Here is a 13219-nt window from a genome sequence, read left to right on the forward strand (position 1 = left end):
GGAGAGAACGTGAGCAAACCCCGAAAGCTGAGCCGGCGCACCTCCGCCGGACTCTTCGCCTCGGTCATGGCCGCCAGCGCCGTGACCGTCGCGGGCGGCGCCACCACCGCGAGCGCCGCACCCGACACGCCGTCCACCCCCGTCGAGGTGTTGGGTTCGCACGACGCCAAACTCCTGGCCGAGGCGGAAGCGACGAAGGCCGAGACCGTCACCCTGATCGTCGCGACCGAGCAGGACGAGGCGAAAGAGGTCGCCGCCGACCTGACCGAGCTCGGTGCGGCCGTCACGGACAAATACGACACCATCGGCTACGTCCTGGCCACCGTCCCGACCAGCAAGGTGATCAAGGCCGCCACCCTGCCCGGGGTCGCCGCGGTCGACCTGGACGAGACGATCCAGCTCGCCGACCCGCGGCCGGTGACCAGCGGCCGGCAGGCCGCCAAGCAGGGCAGCACCCTCAGCGGTCCCGGTGATGACACCCGCGCGGACAACCCCTACCTGCCGGCCGGCGAGACCGGCGCCGTCAAGTTCGTCGACCAGAACCCCGAGTGGGACGGCCGGGGAATCACCATCGGCATCATGGACTCCGGAGTGGACCTGGACCACCCGGCGCTCCAGCACACCACCACGGGCGACCGAAAGATCGTCGACTGGGTCACCGCCACGCACCCGTTCGAGGATGCCACCTGGCGCCCGATGATCACCGAGGTCACCGGCCCGTCGTTCGAGTCGGCCGGCGGGACCTGGACGGCACCGGCGGGCAGCTACCGCTTCAACGTCTTCCGGGAAGAGATCACCGCGGGCAGCGAGGTGGACGGTGACGTCAACCGCGACGGCGACACCACCGACCAGTGGGGCGTGCTCTACGACCCCGCCACGAACGACATCCTGATCGACGTTGACCTCGACGGAGACTTCACCGACGAGACCGTCATGCGTCCGTACCAGGAGAAGTTCGACATCGGGCACTTCGGCACGGACAACCCGGCGACCACCGTCCGCGAGCAGCTGCCCTTCGTGGTCGAGTTCCGGGAGGACGTCGACACCACCCCGGTCGGCGGCCCCGGCCTGGTCGACTACGTCAACATCGGCATCGTCTCGGACGCCCACGGCAGTCACGTCGCCGGCATCACCGCCGCCAACGACATGTTCGGCAACGAGGCCTTCGACGGGGCCGCGCCCGGCGCCCAGATCGTCTCGTCCCGCGCCTGCTCCTGGGGCGGTGGCTGCACCTACTCGGCGCTCACCAGCGGCATGGCCGACCTGGTCATCAACCGGGGTGTCGACGTGGTCAACATGTCGATCGGTGGTCTGCCGGCGCTCAACGACGGCGACAACGCCCGCGCCGAGCTGTACAACAACCTCATCACCACCTACGGCGTCCAGCTCATCATCTCCGCCGGCAACTCCGGCCCCGGCCTGAACACCATCGGCGACCCGTCGGTCGCCCAGCACGTCATCAGCGTCGCGGCCAGCGTCAGCAAGGACACCTGGCTGGCCAACTACGGCTCGGTGGTGCGGACCAAGAACGCGCTGTTCAACTTCTCGTCCCGCGGCCCACGCGAAGACGGCGGCGCCAAGCCGAACGTCGCCGCACCCGGCGCGGCGATCTCCACCATCCCGCTCTGGCAGGCGGGCAGCCCGGTCCCCGAGGCCGGCTACTCGCTGCCGCCGGGCTACGGGATGTTCAACGGCACCTCGATGGCCTCTCCCCAGGCCGCCGGCGCCACCGCGCTGTTGCTCTCGGCCGCCCGGGCGACCGACCGCGGGGTCACCCCGCAGATGCTGCGCCGCGCGCTGTACAGCTCGGCGCAGCCGATCAAGGACGTGCCCACGTACGGCCAGGGCTACGGCATGGTGCACGTGTCGAAGGCGTGGAAGCTGCTGCGCAAGGGTGTGCAGACCCGCTCGTACACCTCGGTCGCGCCGGTCTGCACCGTCCTCTCCGACCAGTTGGGGACACCGCACCGCGGTACCGGCGTCTACAACCGGTGCCCCGCCGGTGAGGGGGGTCACCGGATCGACCAGAAGAAGACCTACCGGGTCAAGATCACCCGTACCAGCGGGCCGACCGGCACCGTCAAGCACAACATCGCGCTGCGCGGCAATGACGGCACCTTCCAGGCACCGAAGTCCGTCGCGTTGCCGCTGAACCGGACCGTCACCGTCCCCGTCGTCGCCCGGCCGGACGCGGGCGCGCACGGTGCGATCATGACGGTGGATGACCCGGCGACCAACACGATCGACTTCGAGGTCTCCCTCGTCGTCGTGGCCAGCACCGACACCCGCAAGCCGGACTTCTCCCTCGCCGCCGAAGGCTCGGTCGACCGGAACGGCTTCGAGTCCTACTTCGTGACCGTTCCGCCGGGTACCGAGGCGCTCCAGCTGAACCTCGGCGGCATCGCCACCGGCTCGCAGACCCGGTTCATCGCCATCAACCCGTACGGCGTACCGACGGAGAGCACCTCCAGCCGAGTCTGCTTCACCAACTACTCCGACCCCGCCATCTGCAACCCGCAGGAGCGGGACTACCAGAACCCGCTCCCCGGTGTCTGGCAGATCGAGGTGGAGTCGCGTCGCACCTCGCCGTCGCTGAACAACCCGTACCAGCTGACGGCGCGGATCCAGGGCGTGGCGTTCGAGCCGGCCGTGGTCGACCTACCGGCGGTTGACGCCGGTGCGCCGACCCCGGTCGAGTGGAGCCTGACCAACACCTATGGCCCGGTCACCATCACCGGCCAGGGTGGCCCGCTCGCCAGCGTCCACACCGACCGCCCGACCATCGCCGAGGACGCCGAGCAGGAGTTCCACGTGGAGGTGCCGGCCGACGCAGCCGAGTTCGTGGCCCGGATCGGCAACCCGGCGAACGCCGGAGCCGACCTGGACCTGTACGTCTACCGGGGCACCGAGCTGCTCGGCTCTTCTGCGGACGGTGACTCGGAGGAGGCGGTGACGCTGTCGAACCCGGGTCCGGGCACCTACCGGATCGTGGTCGAGGGGTACTCGGTGGACGGCCTCGGTGGCAGCACGGCCTACGACTACCGGGACTCCTTCTCCGCCCCGGCGCTCGGCACCCTGTCGGCACCGGCAACCTCCCTCACCCTGGGGCACGGCGACACCGACGCCTTCGGCGGCACGGTGACCGCCCTGGCTGGCCCGGCCGCTGGTCGGGAGCTGCAGGGTGAGCTGACCGTGGTGACGGCGGAGGGGGCGGTCGTCGGCCGTGGCACCGTCGCCATCGGCTCGGTGAACTGACCCGTACCCGAAACCAGCAGGAGCCCGTCCCCGGTGACCCGGGGGCGGGCTCCGTCGGTTTCGGCGGGCGGGTCAGCCCTGCCGAGAGGCCGTCTCCACCAGGAAGGGAATGCCCTGCTGGCAGATGGTCACCAGGTCCGGCTGGATCTTCCCGGTCACCAGCACCGACGCGCCGGGGGTCAATACCGCACGGGGCCCACCCACCAGCAGATACCCATCCAGCAGCAGACATCCGGGCTCCACCCCGGCCTGCACGGTGCCGGTAAGGGTGGCGGCGCCGACCGGCGGCGGCTTACTCGGACCCGCCGGCGCCTTCGGGGTACGCGTCGGCACGGAGGCCGGCGTCGACCTCGGGGCGGCCGGGGTGGCGGACTCGCTGTCGGCGGCCGCTGGTTCCGGATCGGTGGGGGTCGTCACGGGCGTCGCTCCCATCTCGGTCGGGGGGCCAGCACCCGCGCCCTGGCCGCTGCCGCAGGCACTGAGCGCCAGGCAGACGGCCAACGCCGGGGTGGCGAGCCAAGGGCTTCTCATACAGTTTCGGACGCTCCGGCCCATGGGTTCGTTCCCGTCCCGCCGCTGCCGCCACCCCTGCCCGGGCCCCGTCCGTCGAAGCGGGTCCCCACCGCTCAACCGCGGGCCGCCGCCGCCCGCATGTCCCGCTTCAGCTCCTGCGGCAGCGAGAAGGTCAACCGCTCGTCCGCGGTCACCACCTCCTCGACATCGGTGAAGCCCCGCGCCGCGAGGTGCACGAGAACCTCCTGGACGAGCTCCTCGGGGACGCTGGCCCCCGAGGTCAGGCCGACCGTGCGGGCGCCCCCGAGCCACGCGTCGTCGATCTCGTGGGCGAAGTCGACGAGGTGGCCGGCCCGCGCACCCGCGTCCAGGGCCACCTCGACCAGCCGCACCGAGTTCGACGAGTTCGTGGAGCCGACCACGATCATGACGTCGCAGTCCGAGGCGATCTGCTTGACCACGTGCTGCCGGTTGCTGGTGGCGTAGCAGATGTCGTCGCTCGGCGGCGACTGGAGCAGCGGCAGCCGCTTCTTCAGCCGGGCCACCGTCTCCAGCGTCTCGTCCACCGACAGGGTGGTCTGGGACAGCCACACCACCTTGTTCGGATCCCGGACGGTGACCCGCTCGGCGTCCTGCGGACCATCGACGAGCTGGATGTGCTCGGGCGCCTCGCCAGCGGTGCCGATGACCTCCTCATGCCCCTCGTGACCGATCAGCAGGATGTCGTAGTCCTCGGCGGCGAACCGCTTCGCCTCCTGGTGCACCTTGGTGACCAACGGGCAGGTCGCGTCGATCGCCTTCAGCGAGCGGCTCCGCGCCTGTTCGTGGACCTCGGGGGCGACGCCGTGCGCGGAGAAGACCACGGTCGCGCCCTCCGGCACCTCCTCGTTCTCCTCCACGAAGATGGCGCCCTTGGCCTCCAGGGTCCGCACCACGTGCTGGTTGTGCACGATCTGCTTACGGACGTAGATGGGCGCGCCGTAGAGCTTGAGCGCCTCCTCCACGGTCTGCACCGCCCGGTCGACGCCCGCGCAGTAACCGCGCGGCTTCGCCAGGATCACCCGCTTACCGGTCCGGGTCGCTTCAGCCTCACTCACCCGCCCATCGTACGTGCCGACCCACCACCCGCCAGCGGCTGCGACCCGCCCGGACGGTCCGTAGGGTGAGCGGGTGAGTTCGGATGGCGGGGTTACCCGCAGCACACCCGAGGAGCCATGGCCGGTCCGGGTGGTCAGCCAGAAGATCAGCGCCTGGATCGCCCGGCTTGGCTGGGTGTGGGTGGACGGGCAGGTCGCGCAGGTCAGTCGCCGGCCTGGCGCGAGCACGGTGTTTCTCACCCTCCGGGACCCCTCAGCCGACCTCAGCCTGACCGTGACCACCAACCGCGACGTGCTTGACTCCGGCGCACCGCAGCTTCGCGAGGGCGCTCGGGTGGTGCTGCACGCCAAGCCCGACTTCTATGCCGCCCGGGGCACGTTGAGCCTGCGCGCCGACGAGATCAGACAGGTGGGGCTGGGCGAGTTGCTGGCCCGGCTGGAGAAGCTCAAGAAGCTGCTGGCCGCCGAGGGGCTCTTCGACCCCCGACGCAAGCGACGCCCGCCCTTTCTCCCGCACCGGATCGGGCTGATCACCGGCCGGGCCAGCGCCGCCGAGCGGGACGTGCGTACCAACGCCCGCCGACGCTGGCCGGCGGTGGCGTTCCGCACGGTCAACGTGGCCGTGCAGGGGCCGTCGGCCGTGCCGCAGATCGTGGACGCGCTACGGGTGTTGGACGCCGACCCGACCATCGAGGTGATCGTGATCGCCCGGGGCGGCGGCAGCATCGAGGACCTGCTGCCCTTCTCCGACGAGGCGCTGTGCCGGGCGGTGTTCGCCGCCCGTACCCCGGTGGTCAGCGCCATCGGCCACGAGACCGACGCGCCGCTGCTCGACTACGTCGCGGACATCCGCGCCTCCACCCCGACCGACGCGGCCAAGCGGGTCGTCCCGGACCTCACCGAGGAGGTACGCCTGATCGGGCAGGCCCGGTCCCGACTCGAACGCGCGGTGCGCAACCTGGTTGACCGCGAGGCACACCGGCTGGAGCTGCTGCGATCCCGGCCGGTGCTGGCCCGGCCAGAGGTGATGATCGAGCAGCGGGCCACCGACGTCGCCGGGCTGCGCCATCGGGCCGCCCGCTGTCTCGCCCACCGGTTGACCGCCGCCGAGGAGGGCCTTCGGCACACCCGGGCCCGGCTCCGGGCCCTCTCCCCGGCCGCCACCCTCGACCGGGGGTACGCGATCGTGCGGCGCGCCGACGGCACCGTCGTCCGCACGGTCTCCGAGGTCGCCGTCGGGGACCCGGTGCGGGTCCGGCTCGGCGACGGGGAACTGGCGGCGACCATCGACGCCGGGTCGCACCACCCGGAGGCCCAACGGCGGTAGCGGTTCCTCCGCCGATCCGGCCGAACCCGGGTACCGGCGTCGGGGCGGGCACCGGCGGCGCCCGGGCACGGCGGGGAAAGCCCGGACGGGTAGATGTGGTGGGATGTGCACGATGACCGAGGAGACGAAGGACGAGCGGCTCAGCTACGAGCAGGCCCGCGCCGAGTTGGCGTCGGTGGTCGAACGGCTGGAGGCCGGCGGCACCACGCTGGAGGAGTCACTGGCCCTCTGGGAGCGCGGTGAGCAGCTGACCGGGGTCTGCCAGGCCTGGCTGGACGGCGCCCGGGCCCGCCTGGACGCCGCCCGACAGGAACCGACCGACTGACGCCGCCCCGCCCCGCTGCCCCGGTTGACTCGGGTCGGGTTCAGCCCAACGCCCCGGCCAGCTCCCGTAGCTCGGTGTCTCGGGCATCGCCGACCACGATCACTGTGCGGTCCGGTTCGAGGAGCACGAACGCCTGCTCGTTGCCGCGGGCCGTGTACCGCTGCCAGGTGCGTCCCGCGAGATCGGTCCGGCCCTGGGGCTGCCCCTGATCGGTCAGCTCGGTGGGGAGCAACTGCTCCGGCGGCACGCTGCTCTGCACGATCTGCGCCCCCCGCCCCTCCGGGGTCAGGTAGCCCAGGCGCAGCGTCGACCCGCCCTCGACGGTCCGGAAGTCGGCCCGGACGGTGCGCCATCCCGCGTCCAGCCCCTGTGGCTGGCTGACCGGAAAGGCCGCCGCCGCCTGCGCCGAGTCCAACGCGGGCGCCGGGTCGACGACGGTTGCCTGGTCTCCCCCGAGGAAGCCTCGGTAGAAGGCGAGCAGCAGGGCGATCGGGACCAGCAGCACGAGGAGCGAGATGGCCATGTCCTTCGGCGAACGCTCCGAACGGGTGGTGTCCGCCGCAGCGGGCGGCGCCGACGACTCGCCGGCCTCCCGCACAGCGCTGGTCTCCCCGACGCCGGTGGTCTCGGTCGGGCCGCTGGCTGCCGCCGGGCCGGTGGCGGGCTCGACCAACGCCGGCTCCTCGGCGGTCGCGGGCGCGGCCGGGCCGGGGGGCGCCGGATCGACCGGCGAAAGCTCCGGCGCGGTCTGGTCGGCAGGGACGCGGTCGGCGGGCTGTGCGGGTTCCACCCCGCTATCTTCGCAGCCACCCGATCAGACGTGACCAAGCCATCACCGCCCCACCACCACGCAGTGTCGCCGATCATGTGAGGATCAGCGACAAAGCCGGCAGCGACCCACGCCTGCCGGGCCACCCCGCACCGTCGCGAGGAGGAGCCGTCATGACGAACACCACGACGCGGACCCCACAGAATCTCGATCGCAACCTCGCCCTCGACCTGGTCCGGGTGACCGAGGCCGCGGCGATGGCCGCCGGCCGGTGGGTCGGCCGGGGCGACAAGGAGGGCGGGGACGGCGCCGCCGTCAACGCGATGCGCAAGTTGATCAACTCGATTCCGATGCGCGGAATCGTGGTGATCGGCGAGGGCGAGAAGGACAACGCGCCGATGCTCTTCAACGGCGAGGAGGTCGGCGACGGGACGGGGCCGGAGGTTGACGTCGCGGTCGACCCGATCGACGGCACCACCCTGATGAGCAAGGGCATGCCGAACGCCCTGGCGGTGCTGGCGGTCGCCGAGCGCGGGGCGATGTTCGACCCGAGCGCCGTCTTCTACATGGAGAAGCTCGCCGTCGGCCCGGCCTACGCCGACGTGGTGGACATCAACGCCGGCGTGGCCGAGAACATCCGACGTATCGCCAGGGTCAAGGGCACCGACGCCGCCGAGGTGACTGTCTGTGTGCTGGACCGGTCCCGGCACGACGAGCTGGTGGACCAGGTCCGCCGCACCGGCGCGGGCATCCGCTTCATCTCCGACGGTGACATCGCCGGCGCGATCGCCGCCACTCGTGAGGAGTCCGACGTCGACGTGCTCATGGGCATCGGCGGCACCCCCGAAGGGATCACCGCGGCCTGCGCCCTGAAGTGCATGGGCGGCGCCCTTCAGGCCAAGCTCTGGCCCCGCGACGAGCAGGAGCGGGAGAAGGCCGTCGCCGCCGGCCACGACCTCGACCGGGTGCTCGGTACCGACGACCTCGTGACCGGCGACAACTGCTTCTTCGTCGCCACCGGAGTCACCTCCGGTGACCTGCTCCGTGGTGTCCGGTACCGGGCCGGTGGGGCGTACACGCAGTCGATCGTGATGCGCTCGAAGAGCGGCACGATTCGCATGATCGACTCCTATCACCGACTGGAGAAGCTGGCGCTGTACTCCGCCGTGGACTTCGACGGCCGCCCCCTCGCCGAGCAGGAGTAGGCGTTGCCGGGGGCGCTACACCGGCCGTCCCCGGCCCGCCGGCTGGTCGGGGTGGTGCTCGCGACCATTGCCGGCGTCGCCGTCGCCGTGCAATCCCGGGTCAACGGCGAGTTGGGCGTACGCCTGGCCGACGGGGTCGCCGCGGCGGTCATCTCGTTCGGTCTGGGTCTGCTGGTCCTGCTGGTACTGGTGCCGGCGACGCCCGGCGGTCGGCGCGGGCTGGCCGCCCTGCGCGCCGCGCTGACCGCCGGGAGGCTGCGCCCGTGGCAGTGCCTCGGCGGGCTCTGCGGGGCGTTCCTCGTGGCGACGCAGGGCCTCACGGTCGGCACCCTCGGCGTCGCCGTCTTCACCGTGGCGGTGGTCGCCGGCCAGTCCGCCAGCAGTCTCCTCGTGGACCGGGCCGGCATCGGCCCGAGCGGACGCCAGCCGGTTACCGGTCGGCGCCTCTTCGGGGCGGCGCTCACCGTGCTCGCGGTCGGGCTGGCCGTCGGCGGGCGGCTCAACGATCCGACCGCGCTGGCGCTGGCGGTGCTGCCGCTGCTCGCGGGGATCGCGGTGGCCTGGCAGCAGGCCGTCAACGGGCTGGTCGGTCGGGCGGCCGGCAGCCCGTTGACCGCGACGCTGGTCAATTTCACGGTAGGCCTCGTCGCCCTGTTGGCGGTCTTCGCGGTCAACATCGCGGTACGCGGGCTACCCGCTGGTTCACCGCCGGCCGAGCCGTGGCTCTACCTGGGTGGGCCGATCGGGATCACCTTCATCGCGATCGCCGCCGCTGTCGTCGAGTTCACCGGGGTGCTGCTGCTCGGCCTGGCCACGATCGCCGGCCAGGTGGTCGGCGCCGTCCTGCTGGACGTGCTCCTGCCGACCGCGGCTTCCCGCCCCGACGCCACCACCCTGCTCGGCGCGGCACTGACCCTGGTCGCTGTCCTGATCGCCGCCCGGCGTTAGGAACTGCGCTTCGCCGAGCTGACACCGGAGTCCCGGCGCAGCGCGCGGAGGGTCTCGGCGAGGGCCTCTTCGAGCGCGGTCGGCTCGATCCCGAAGGCCTGTTGGGTGGCCGAGGAGTCCAACACGTACGGGCGATCGAACTGGTATGTCGTCTCCCGCAGCTCCCGGAGTAACGGGTTGACCAGGCCGCCCAGCCAGAGCACCGGGTAGGGCAGGCGGGTCAACCGGGGCCTGGGTGCGCCGGCCAGCGCAGCGGCGCGGGTGGCCAACTCCCGCATGCTGAGCGCGGGCGGGCTCGGCACGTGCCAGGCCCGTCCCCAGGCATCCGGGGTGGTGGCGGCGGCGACCACGGTACGGGCCACGTCGCCGACGTAGGTGATGGCGTGCGGGACGTCGAAGTCGACCGGTGGCATCGGCGGCGACGAGTTCGATGGCCGGATGCTCGGGGCCGGCGCCGCGGCGGCTGACCAGCCGGACCTGCTCCCCCACCAGATCGCGTTGATGGCCGACCTCGTCGGCCTACCCCGATAAGCCGGTCGCCGAAGCGTCAGGTCCCGTCGGAGGAGTGCCCGGGGAACAGGTGCGCCGCCGGATCGAGCACCACGGCCACGTTGTTCACCGCGGTCGCGGCCTCACCGAAGCCGGTGGCGATCAGGCGAACCTTACCCGGGTACTCGGTGATATCCCCGGCGGCGAAGACCCGCGGCAGGTTGGTCGCCATGGTGCTATCAACCACGAGATGCCGGCGGTCCAGGCGCAGGCCCCACTCCGCCAGCGGGCCGAGGTCGGCGGTGAAGCCGAGCGCCGCGACGACGGTGTCGACCGGCAACAGCTCCGCCGCGCCACCCCGGACAGTGACCTCGGCACCGGTCACCGCGCCGCCCCCGTGCAGCATCGTCACCTCCGCGTTCACCACCACCCGCACCGGCAGGGCGCGGACCCGGGCGACGGTGGCGGCGTGCGCTCGGAACTTCTCCCGGCGATGCACGAGGGTCACCGAACGGGCCAGCGGCTGGAGGGTTGACGCCCAGTCGAAGGCGGAGTCCCCACCACCGACGATCAGCACGTCCTGACCGGTGAGGTCCGCCGGCTGCGGCACGAAGTAGATGATTCCGGTCCCGACGAAGCCCTCCGCGACGGGCAACGGGCGGGGTGTGAAGCTGCCCAGCCCGCCGGTGATCACTACCGCGCCGCAGCGGAGCTGCTCACCCCCGGCGAGGCCGAGCACCGGCTGGCCATCGGCGTACGACAGCTTCTCCGCCCGCGTGCCGAGCAGGTAACGCGGGTCGAACGGGGCGGCCTGGGCAACCAGGTTGGCCACCAGATCCCGGCCCTTGATGGATGGGAAGCCGGCGACATCGTGAATCAACTTCTCCGGGTACATCGCCGTGATCTGGCCACCGGGCTCGGGCAACGCGTCCACCACCGCCACCGAGAGCCCGCGGAAGCCGGCGTAGTACGCCGCGAAGAGGCCGGCGGGCCCGGCCCCGATCACCGCGACATCGACCTCGTGCATGGGCGTACCGTCGCTTTCCGCTCCCGGCTCAACCGACGCTGATCCTGACGGTAGAGGTGCCGGAGCCGCCGGGCAAGGATGTCCGACAGTCCGTCGTCGCCGCTCCGGTCAGCCGAAGATGCGGGTCGAGTCGGAGTAGTGCGAACCACCCAGGCCCGGTCGACGCCGCCGGAAGACGATCGCGGCGACCACCCCGCCCAGCAGCCCGAAGAGGTGCCCCTGCCAGGAGATCCGCTCGTCGGTGGGGAGAATGCCGACGAGTTGCCAGCCGTAGAGGAGGCCGACCAGGAGAACAACCGCGAAGTTCCACCAGCTCCGCTCGACGATGCCCCGGGTGAGCAGGATGCCGAGGTAGCCGAAGATGACGCCGCTCGCGCCGACCACGACGGAGTTCGGGGCTCCGGTGAACCAGACGCCGAGCCCGCTGACCAGAATGATGATCAGCGTGGACCAGAGGAAGCGACGCGCACCCGCCGCGAGCACGAAGGTGCCAAGCAGGATCAGCGGGACGCTGTTGCTGTAAAGGTGATCAAAGCCATGATGCAGGAACGGTGAGAAGAAGACGCCATCCAGGCCGTCGAGGCGCTGCGGGATGATGCCGGCCGCCGGGTCGAGCCCGAATGCCAGCCCCTGGTCAATGGCCTCGACGAGGAACAGGAACGGCACCACCGCGCACATGGCGACGAAGGCCCGACCGATCGCGGCGTAGAACGCCTCGGTGCCGAACCGGTGCCGGTCACCGCCCTCCGATAGCAGGCTCACCCGTCAACAGCTATCAGGTAGCGGCGACCGCCGCCACCTGGGCCGGTGTCAAGTTTGGCCGGACGACGACGGAGTGTGACCAAGCACACCCCGTCGCCACCCGACAAATCAGCAGTAGTCCCTGCTGGAGCTCAGTACCAGCCCACGCGCTGCAGGTAGGCCCAGGCATTGCACGGCGTCTGGTAGCGACCCTCGATATAGCCAAGCCCCCACCGGATCTGGGTTTTCGGGTTCGTCTCCCAGTCGTCGCCCGCCGAGGCCATCTTGCTACCGGGCAGCGCCTGCGGAATGCCATAGGCGCCGGTCGACGGGTTGCGGGCCTGGTGGTTCCAGCCGCTCTCCTTGGTGAAGAGCTTGTCCAGGCAGGGGAACTCGTCGATTTCGAAGCCGGCGTTGAGCATCTCCGCGCAGCCGATCTGCCGGTTGCCGGTGAACTCCGCACACGATGCCGGGATCGGGCCGTCGTACGGCTTCTCCGCGGCCGCCTTGGCCTTGGCCTCGGCCTCGGCCTTGGCCTCGGCGAGCTCCGCCGCCGCCGCTCGGGCCGCGTTCCGCGAGGCCACAGCGGCCTCTTCCCGGCGCTTCCGCTCCGCCGCCGCCTCGGCCACCGCGGCGTCGCGCAGCTTCTCCTGGTATTCGGTGGCCTGCTCCTGCATCGGATGCACCTGCGGTGCTCGCAGCGCAACCTGCTCGACTCCGGCGGTCTCCAACAGGTGTTGGCCCTGATCCCGGTCGTCGCCCAGTTGGAAGCCGCCGACGACGCCCGCAGAGAGCAGCGCCACCGCGGCCGTCCGGGCACCCAACCGGCTCCACAGCCGATTCACGAGGTGGTCCCTTCCTTTCGGGGCACGGAAACGGCGCTGACCACACCCGGATGGGGTGGGGTCACACCGCGAGCGCTCCGACCGCGCGGGTCCCCTGGCAACCCCGCCAACGGGGACGCGGGCGAACGATCACCGACGATCCGCCGGTTGTGCGAGCGCTCGGGGACACGATTGCGCACAGTAGAGCGGATGGGAAACCATCAGCCCCAATTGTGACCTGCACCACTCTCGAACCCCACCTTTCGCCACCCAGGGTAGTCGAGAGCTTCACCCGCCGACCGCTCACCCACTTCGCCGAACCAGCGTCCCGGTCGAATGTCGGCCATCGACCGGAGCCGCCGCCGCACCGGTCGCTTGTCGGCCACCGGCCGGAGCCGCCGCCGTGCCGGTGTAGGTGGTGCCGGACCGGGCCATCGGGGGCGCGATGCGGGTGCGAGCCGCCTCCACCGGCCGCGGGCCGGCGAGCGCGGATGCGATCGCCGCCTGGGCGTCGCGCCGACGCCGGTTCCAGGCGCCGCGGTCACCGTCGAAGTAGCCCTGTCGGTAGCCGAACCGGTAACCGATCCGGTAGCTGAGCTGACCATGCAAACGACCGGCGGCATAGCTGGCGGCGGTCAGGACGCAGACGAGGAGCAGGGCGAGGAGTGGGCTCATCCGGCCACTCCGGACTGTGGGCTG

12 protein-coding genes and 1 pseudogene are annotated in these 13219 nt (G+C 71.5%); 5 read left to right on the forward strand and 8 right to left on the reverse strand.

What is annotated here, in order from left to right; genetic code table 11:
- The first annotated feature begins 9 nt into the window (after window positions 1-9).
- On the forward strand, window positions 10-3255 hold the full coding sequence (locus SALPAC3_RS0110045) for a S8 family serine peptidase (protein ID WP_026185413.1): 3246 nt from the start codon (window positions 10-12) through the stop codon (window positions 3253-3255).
- A gap of 72 nt (window positions 3256-3327) precedes the next feature.
- Here the strand turns inward: SALPAC3_RS0110045 and SALPAC3_RS0110050 are convergent, their stop codons facing one another.
- Both SALPAC3_RS0110050 and SALPAC3_RS0110055 read right to left on the reverse strand, forming a co-directional pair.
- Window positions 3328-3786, reverse strand: coding sequence for a hypothetical protein (locus tag SALPAC3_RS0110050; protein ID WP_026185414.1), 459 nt, complete (start codon window positions 3784-3786; stop codon window positions 3328-3330).
- A 95-nt stretch (window positions 3787-3881) separates the two neighbouring features.
- Window positions 3882-4865 (reverse strand): 4-hydroxy-3-methylbut-2-enyl diphosphate reductase, encoded by a 984-nt coding sequence (locus tag SALPAC3_RS0110055; protein WP_026185415.1) that lies wholly within the window; start codon window positions 4863-4865, stop codon window positions 3882-3884.
- Between the two features lie 73 nt (window positions 4866-4938).
- Between SALPAC3_RS0110055 and xseA the strand changes: the two genes are divergently transcribed.
- Both xseA and SALPAC3_RS0110065 read left to right on the forward strand, forming a co-directional pair.
- On the forward strand, window positions 4939-6192 hold the full coding sequence (gene xseA / locus SALPAC3_RS0110060; RefSeq protein WP_080635150.1) for an exodeoxyribonuclease VII large subunit: 1254 nt from the start codon (window positions 4939-4941) through the stop codon (window positions 6190-6192).
- 112 nt (window positions 6193-6304) lie between these two features.
- Complete coding sequence (locus SALPAC3_RS0110065) at window positions 6305-6517, forward strand: exodeoxyribonuclease VII small subunit (protein ID WP_018721170.1); 213 nt, start codon at window positions 6305-6307, stop codon at window positions 6515-6517.
- A 40-nt stretch (window positions 6518-6557) separates the two neighbouring features.
- Here the strand turns inward: SALPAC3_RS0110065 and SALPAC3_RS0110070 are convergent, their stop codons facing one another.
- Entirely contained in the window at window positions 6558-7307 is a 750-nt protein-coding gene (locus tag SALPAC3_RS0110070; protein WP_018221117.1) for a DUF4245 domain-containing protein, read from the reverse strand.
- 152 nt (window positions 7308-7459) lie between these two features.
- Between SALPAC3_RS0110070 and glpX the strand changes: the two genes are divergently transcribed.
- Both glpX and SALPAC3_RS0110080 read left to right on the forward strand, forming a co-directional pair.
- Window positions 7460-8491 (forward strand): class II fructose-bisphosphatase, encoded by a 1032-nt coding sequence (gene glpX / locus SALPAC3_RS0110075; RefSeq protein WP_018221118.1) that lies wholly within the window; start codon window positions 7460-7462, stop codon window positions 8489-8491.
- 3 nt (window positions 8492-8494) lie between these two features.
- Window positions 8495-9439 carry a DMT family transporter gene (locus SALPAC3_RS0110080; RefSeq protein WP_018221119.1) on the forward strand — a complete coding sequence of 315 codons (945 nt, stop codon included), beginning with the start codon at window positions 8495-8497 and terminating at the stop codon, window positions 9437-9439.
- Here the strand turns inward: SALPAC3_RS0110080 and SALPAC3_RS0110085 are convergent.
- From SALPAC3_RS0110085 to SALPAC3_RS0110110, 5 genes and pseudogenes are all read right to left on the reverse strand, one after another.
- Window positions 9436-9846: pseudogene (locus tag SALPAC3_RS0110085) on the reverse strand (NAD-dependent epimerase); the annotation flags it as partial. The gene SALPAC3_RS0110080 and the pseudogene SALPAC3_RS0110085 overlap by 4 nt on opposite strands.
- Before the next feature lie 140 nt (window positions 9847-9986).
- On the reverse strand, window positions 9987-10955 hold the full coding sequence (locus SALPAC3_RS0110095; protein WP_018221122.1) for an NAD(P)/FAD-dependent oxidoreductase: 969 nt from the start codon (window positions 10953-10955) through the stop codon (window positions 9987-9989).
- 108 nt (window positions 10956-11063) lie between these two features.
- Entirely contained in the window at window positions 11064-11717 is a 654-nt protein-coding gene (locus SALPAC3_RS0110100; RefSeq protein ID WP_018221123.1) for a rhomboid family intramembrane serine protease, read from the reverse strand.
- Between the two features lie 131 nt (window positions 11718-11848).
- Window positions 11849-12541: an aggregation-promoting factor C-terminal-like domain-containing protein gene (locus SALPAC3_RS0110105; RefSeq protein WP_018221124.1), complete on the reverse strand. Its 693-nt coding sequence runs from the start codon at window positions 12539-12541 to the stop codon at window positions 11849-11851.
- Window positions 12542-12823: 282 nt separating this feature from the next.
- Entirely contained in the window at window positions 12824-13195 is a 372-nt protein-coding gene (locus SALPAC3_RS0110110; protein WP_018221125.1) for a hypothetical protein, read from the reverse strand.
- Window positions 13196-13219 lie beyond the last annotated feature (24 nt).

Source organism: Salinispora pacifica DSM 45544, assembly GCF_000378845.1.
Lineage (GTDB): Bacteria > Actinomycetota > Actinomycetes > Mycobacteriales > Micromonosporaceae > Micromonospora > Micromonospora pacifica.

Bases quoted from the DNA above. Each gene is read 5' to 3' on its own strand.
- SALPAC3_RS0110050 (WP_026185414.1), bottom strand. From the start codon at position 3,786: ATGAGAAGCCCTTGGCTCGCCACCCCGGCGTTGGCCGTCTGCCTGGCG.
- SALPAC3_RS0110065 (WP_018721170.1), top strand. From the start codon at position 6,305: ATGACCGAGGAGACGAAGGACGAGCGGCTCAGCTACGAGCAGGCCCGC.
- glpX (WP_018221118.1), top strand. From the start codon at position 7,460: ATGACGAACACCACGACGCGGACCCCACAGAATCTCGATCGCAACCTC.
- SALPAC3_RS0110095 (WP_018221122.1), bottom strand. From the start codon at position 10,955: ATGCACGAGGTCGATGTCGCGGTGATCGGGGCCGGGCCCGCCGGCCTC.
- SALPAC3_RS0110110 (WP_018221125.1), bottom strand. From the start codon at position 13,195: ATGAGCCCACTCCTCGCCCTGCTCCTCGTCTGCGTCCTGACCGCCGCC.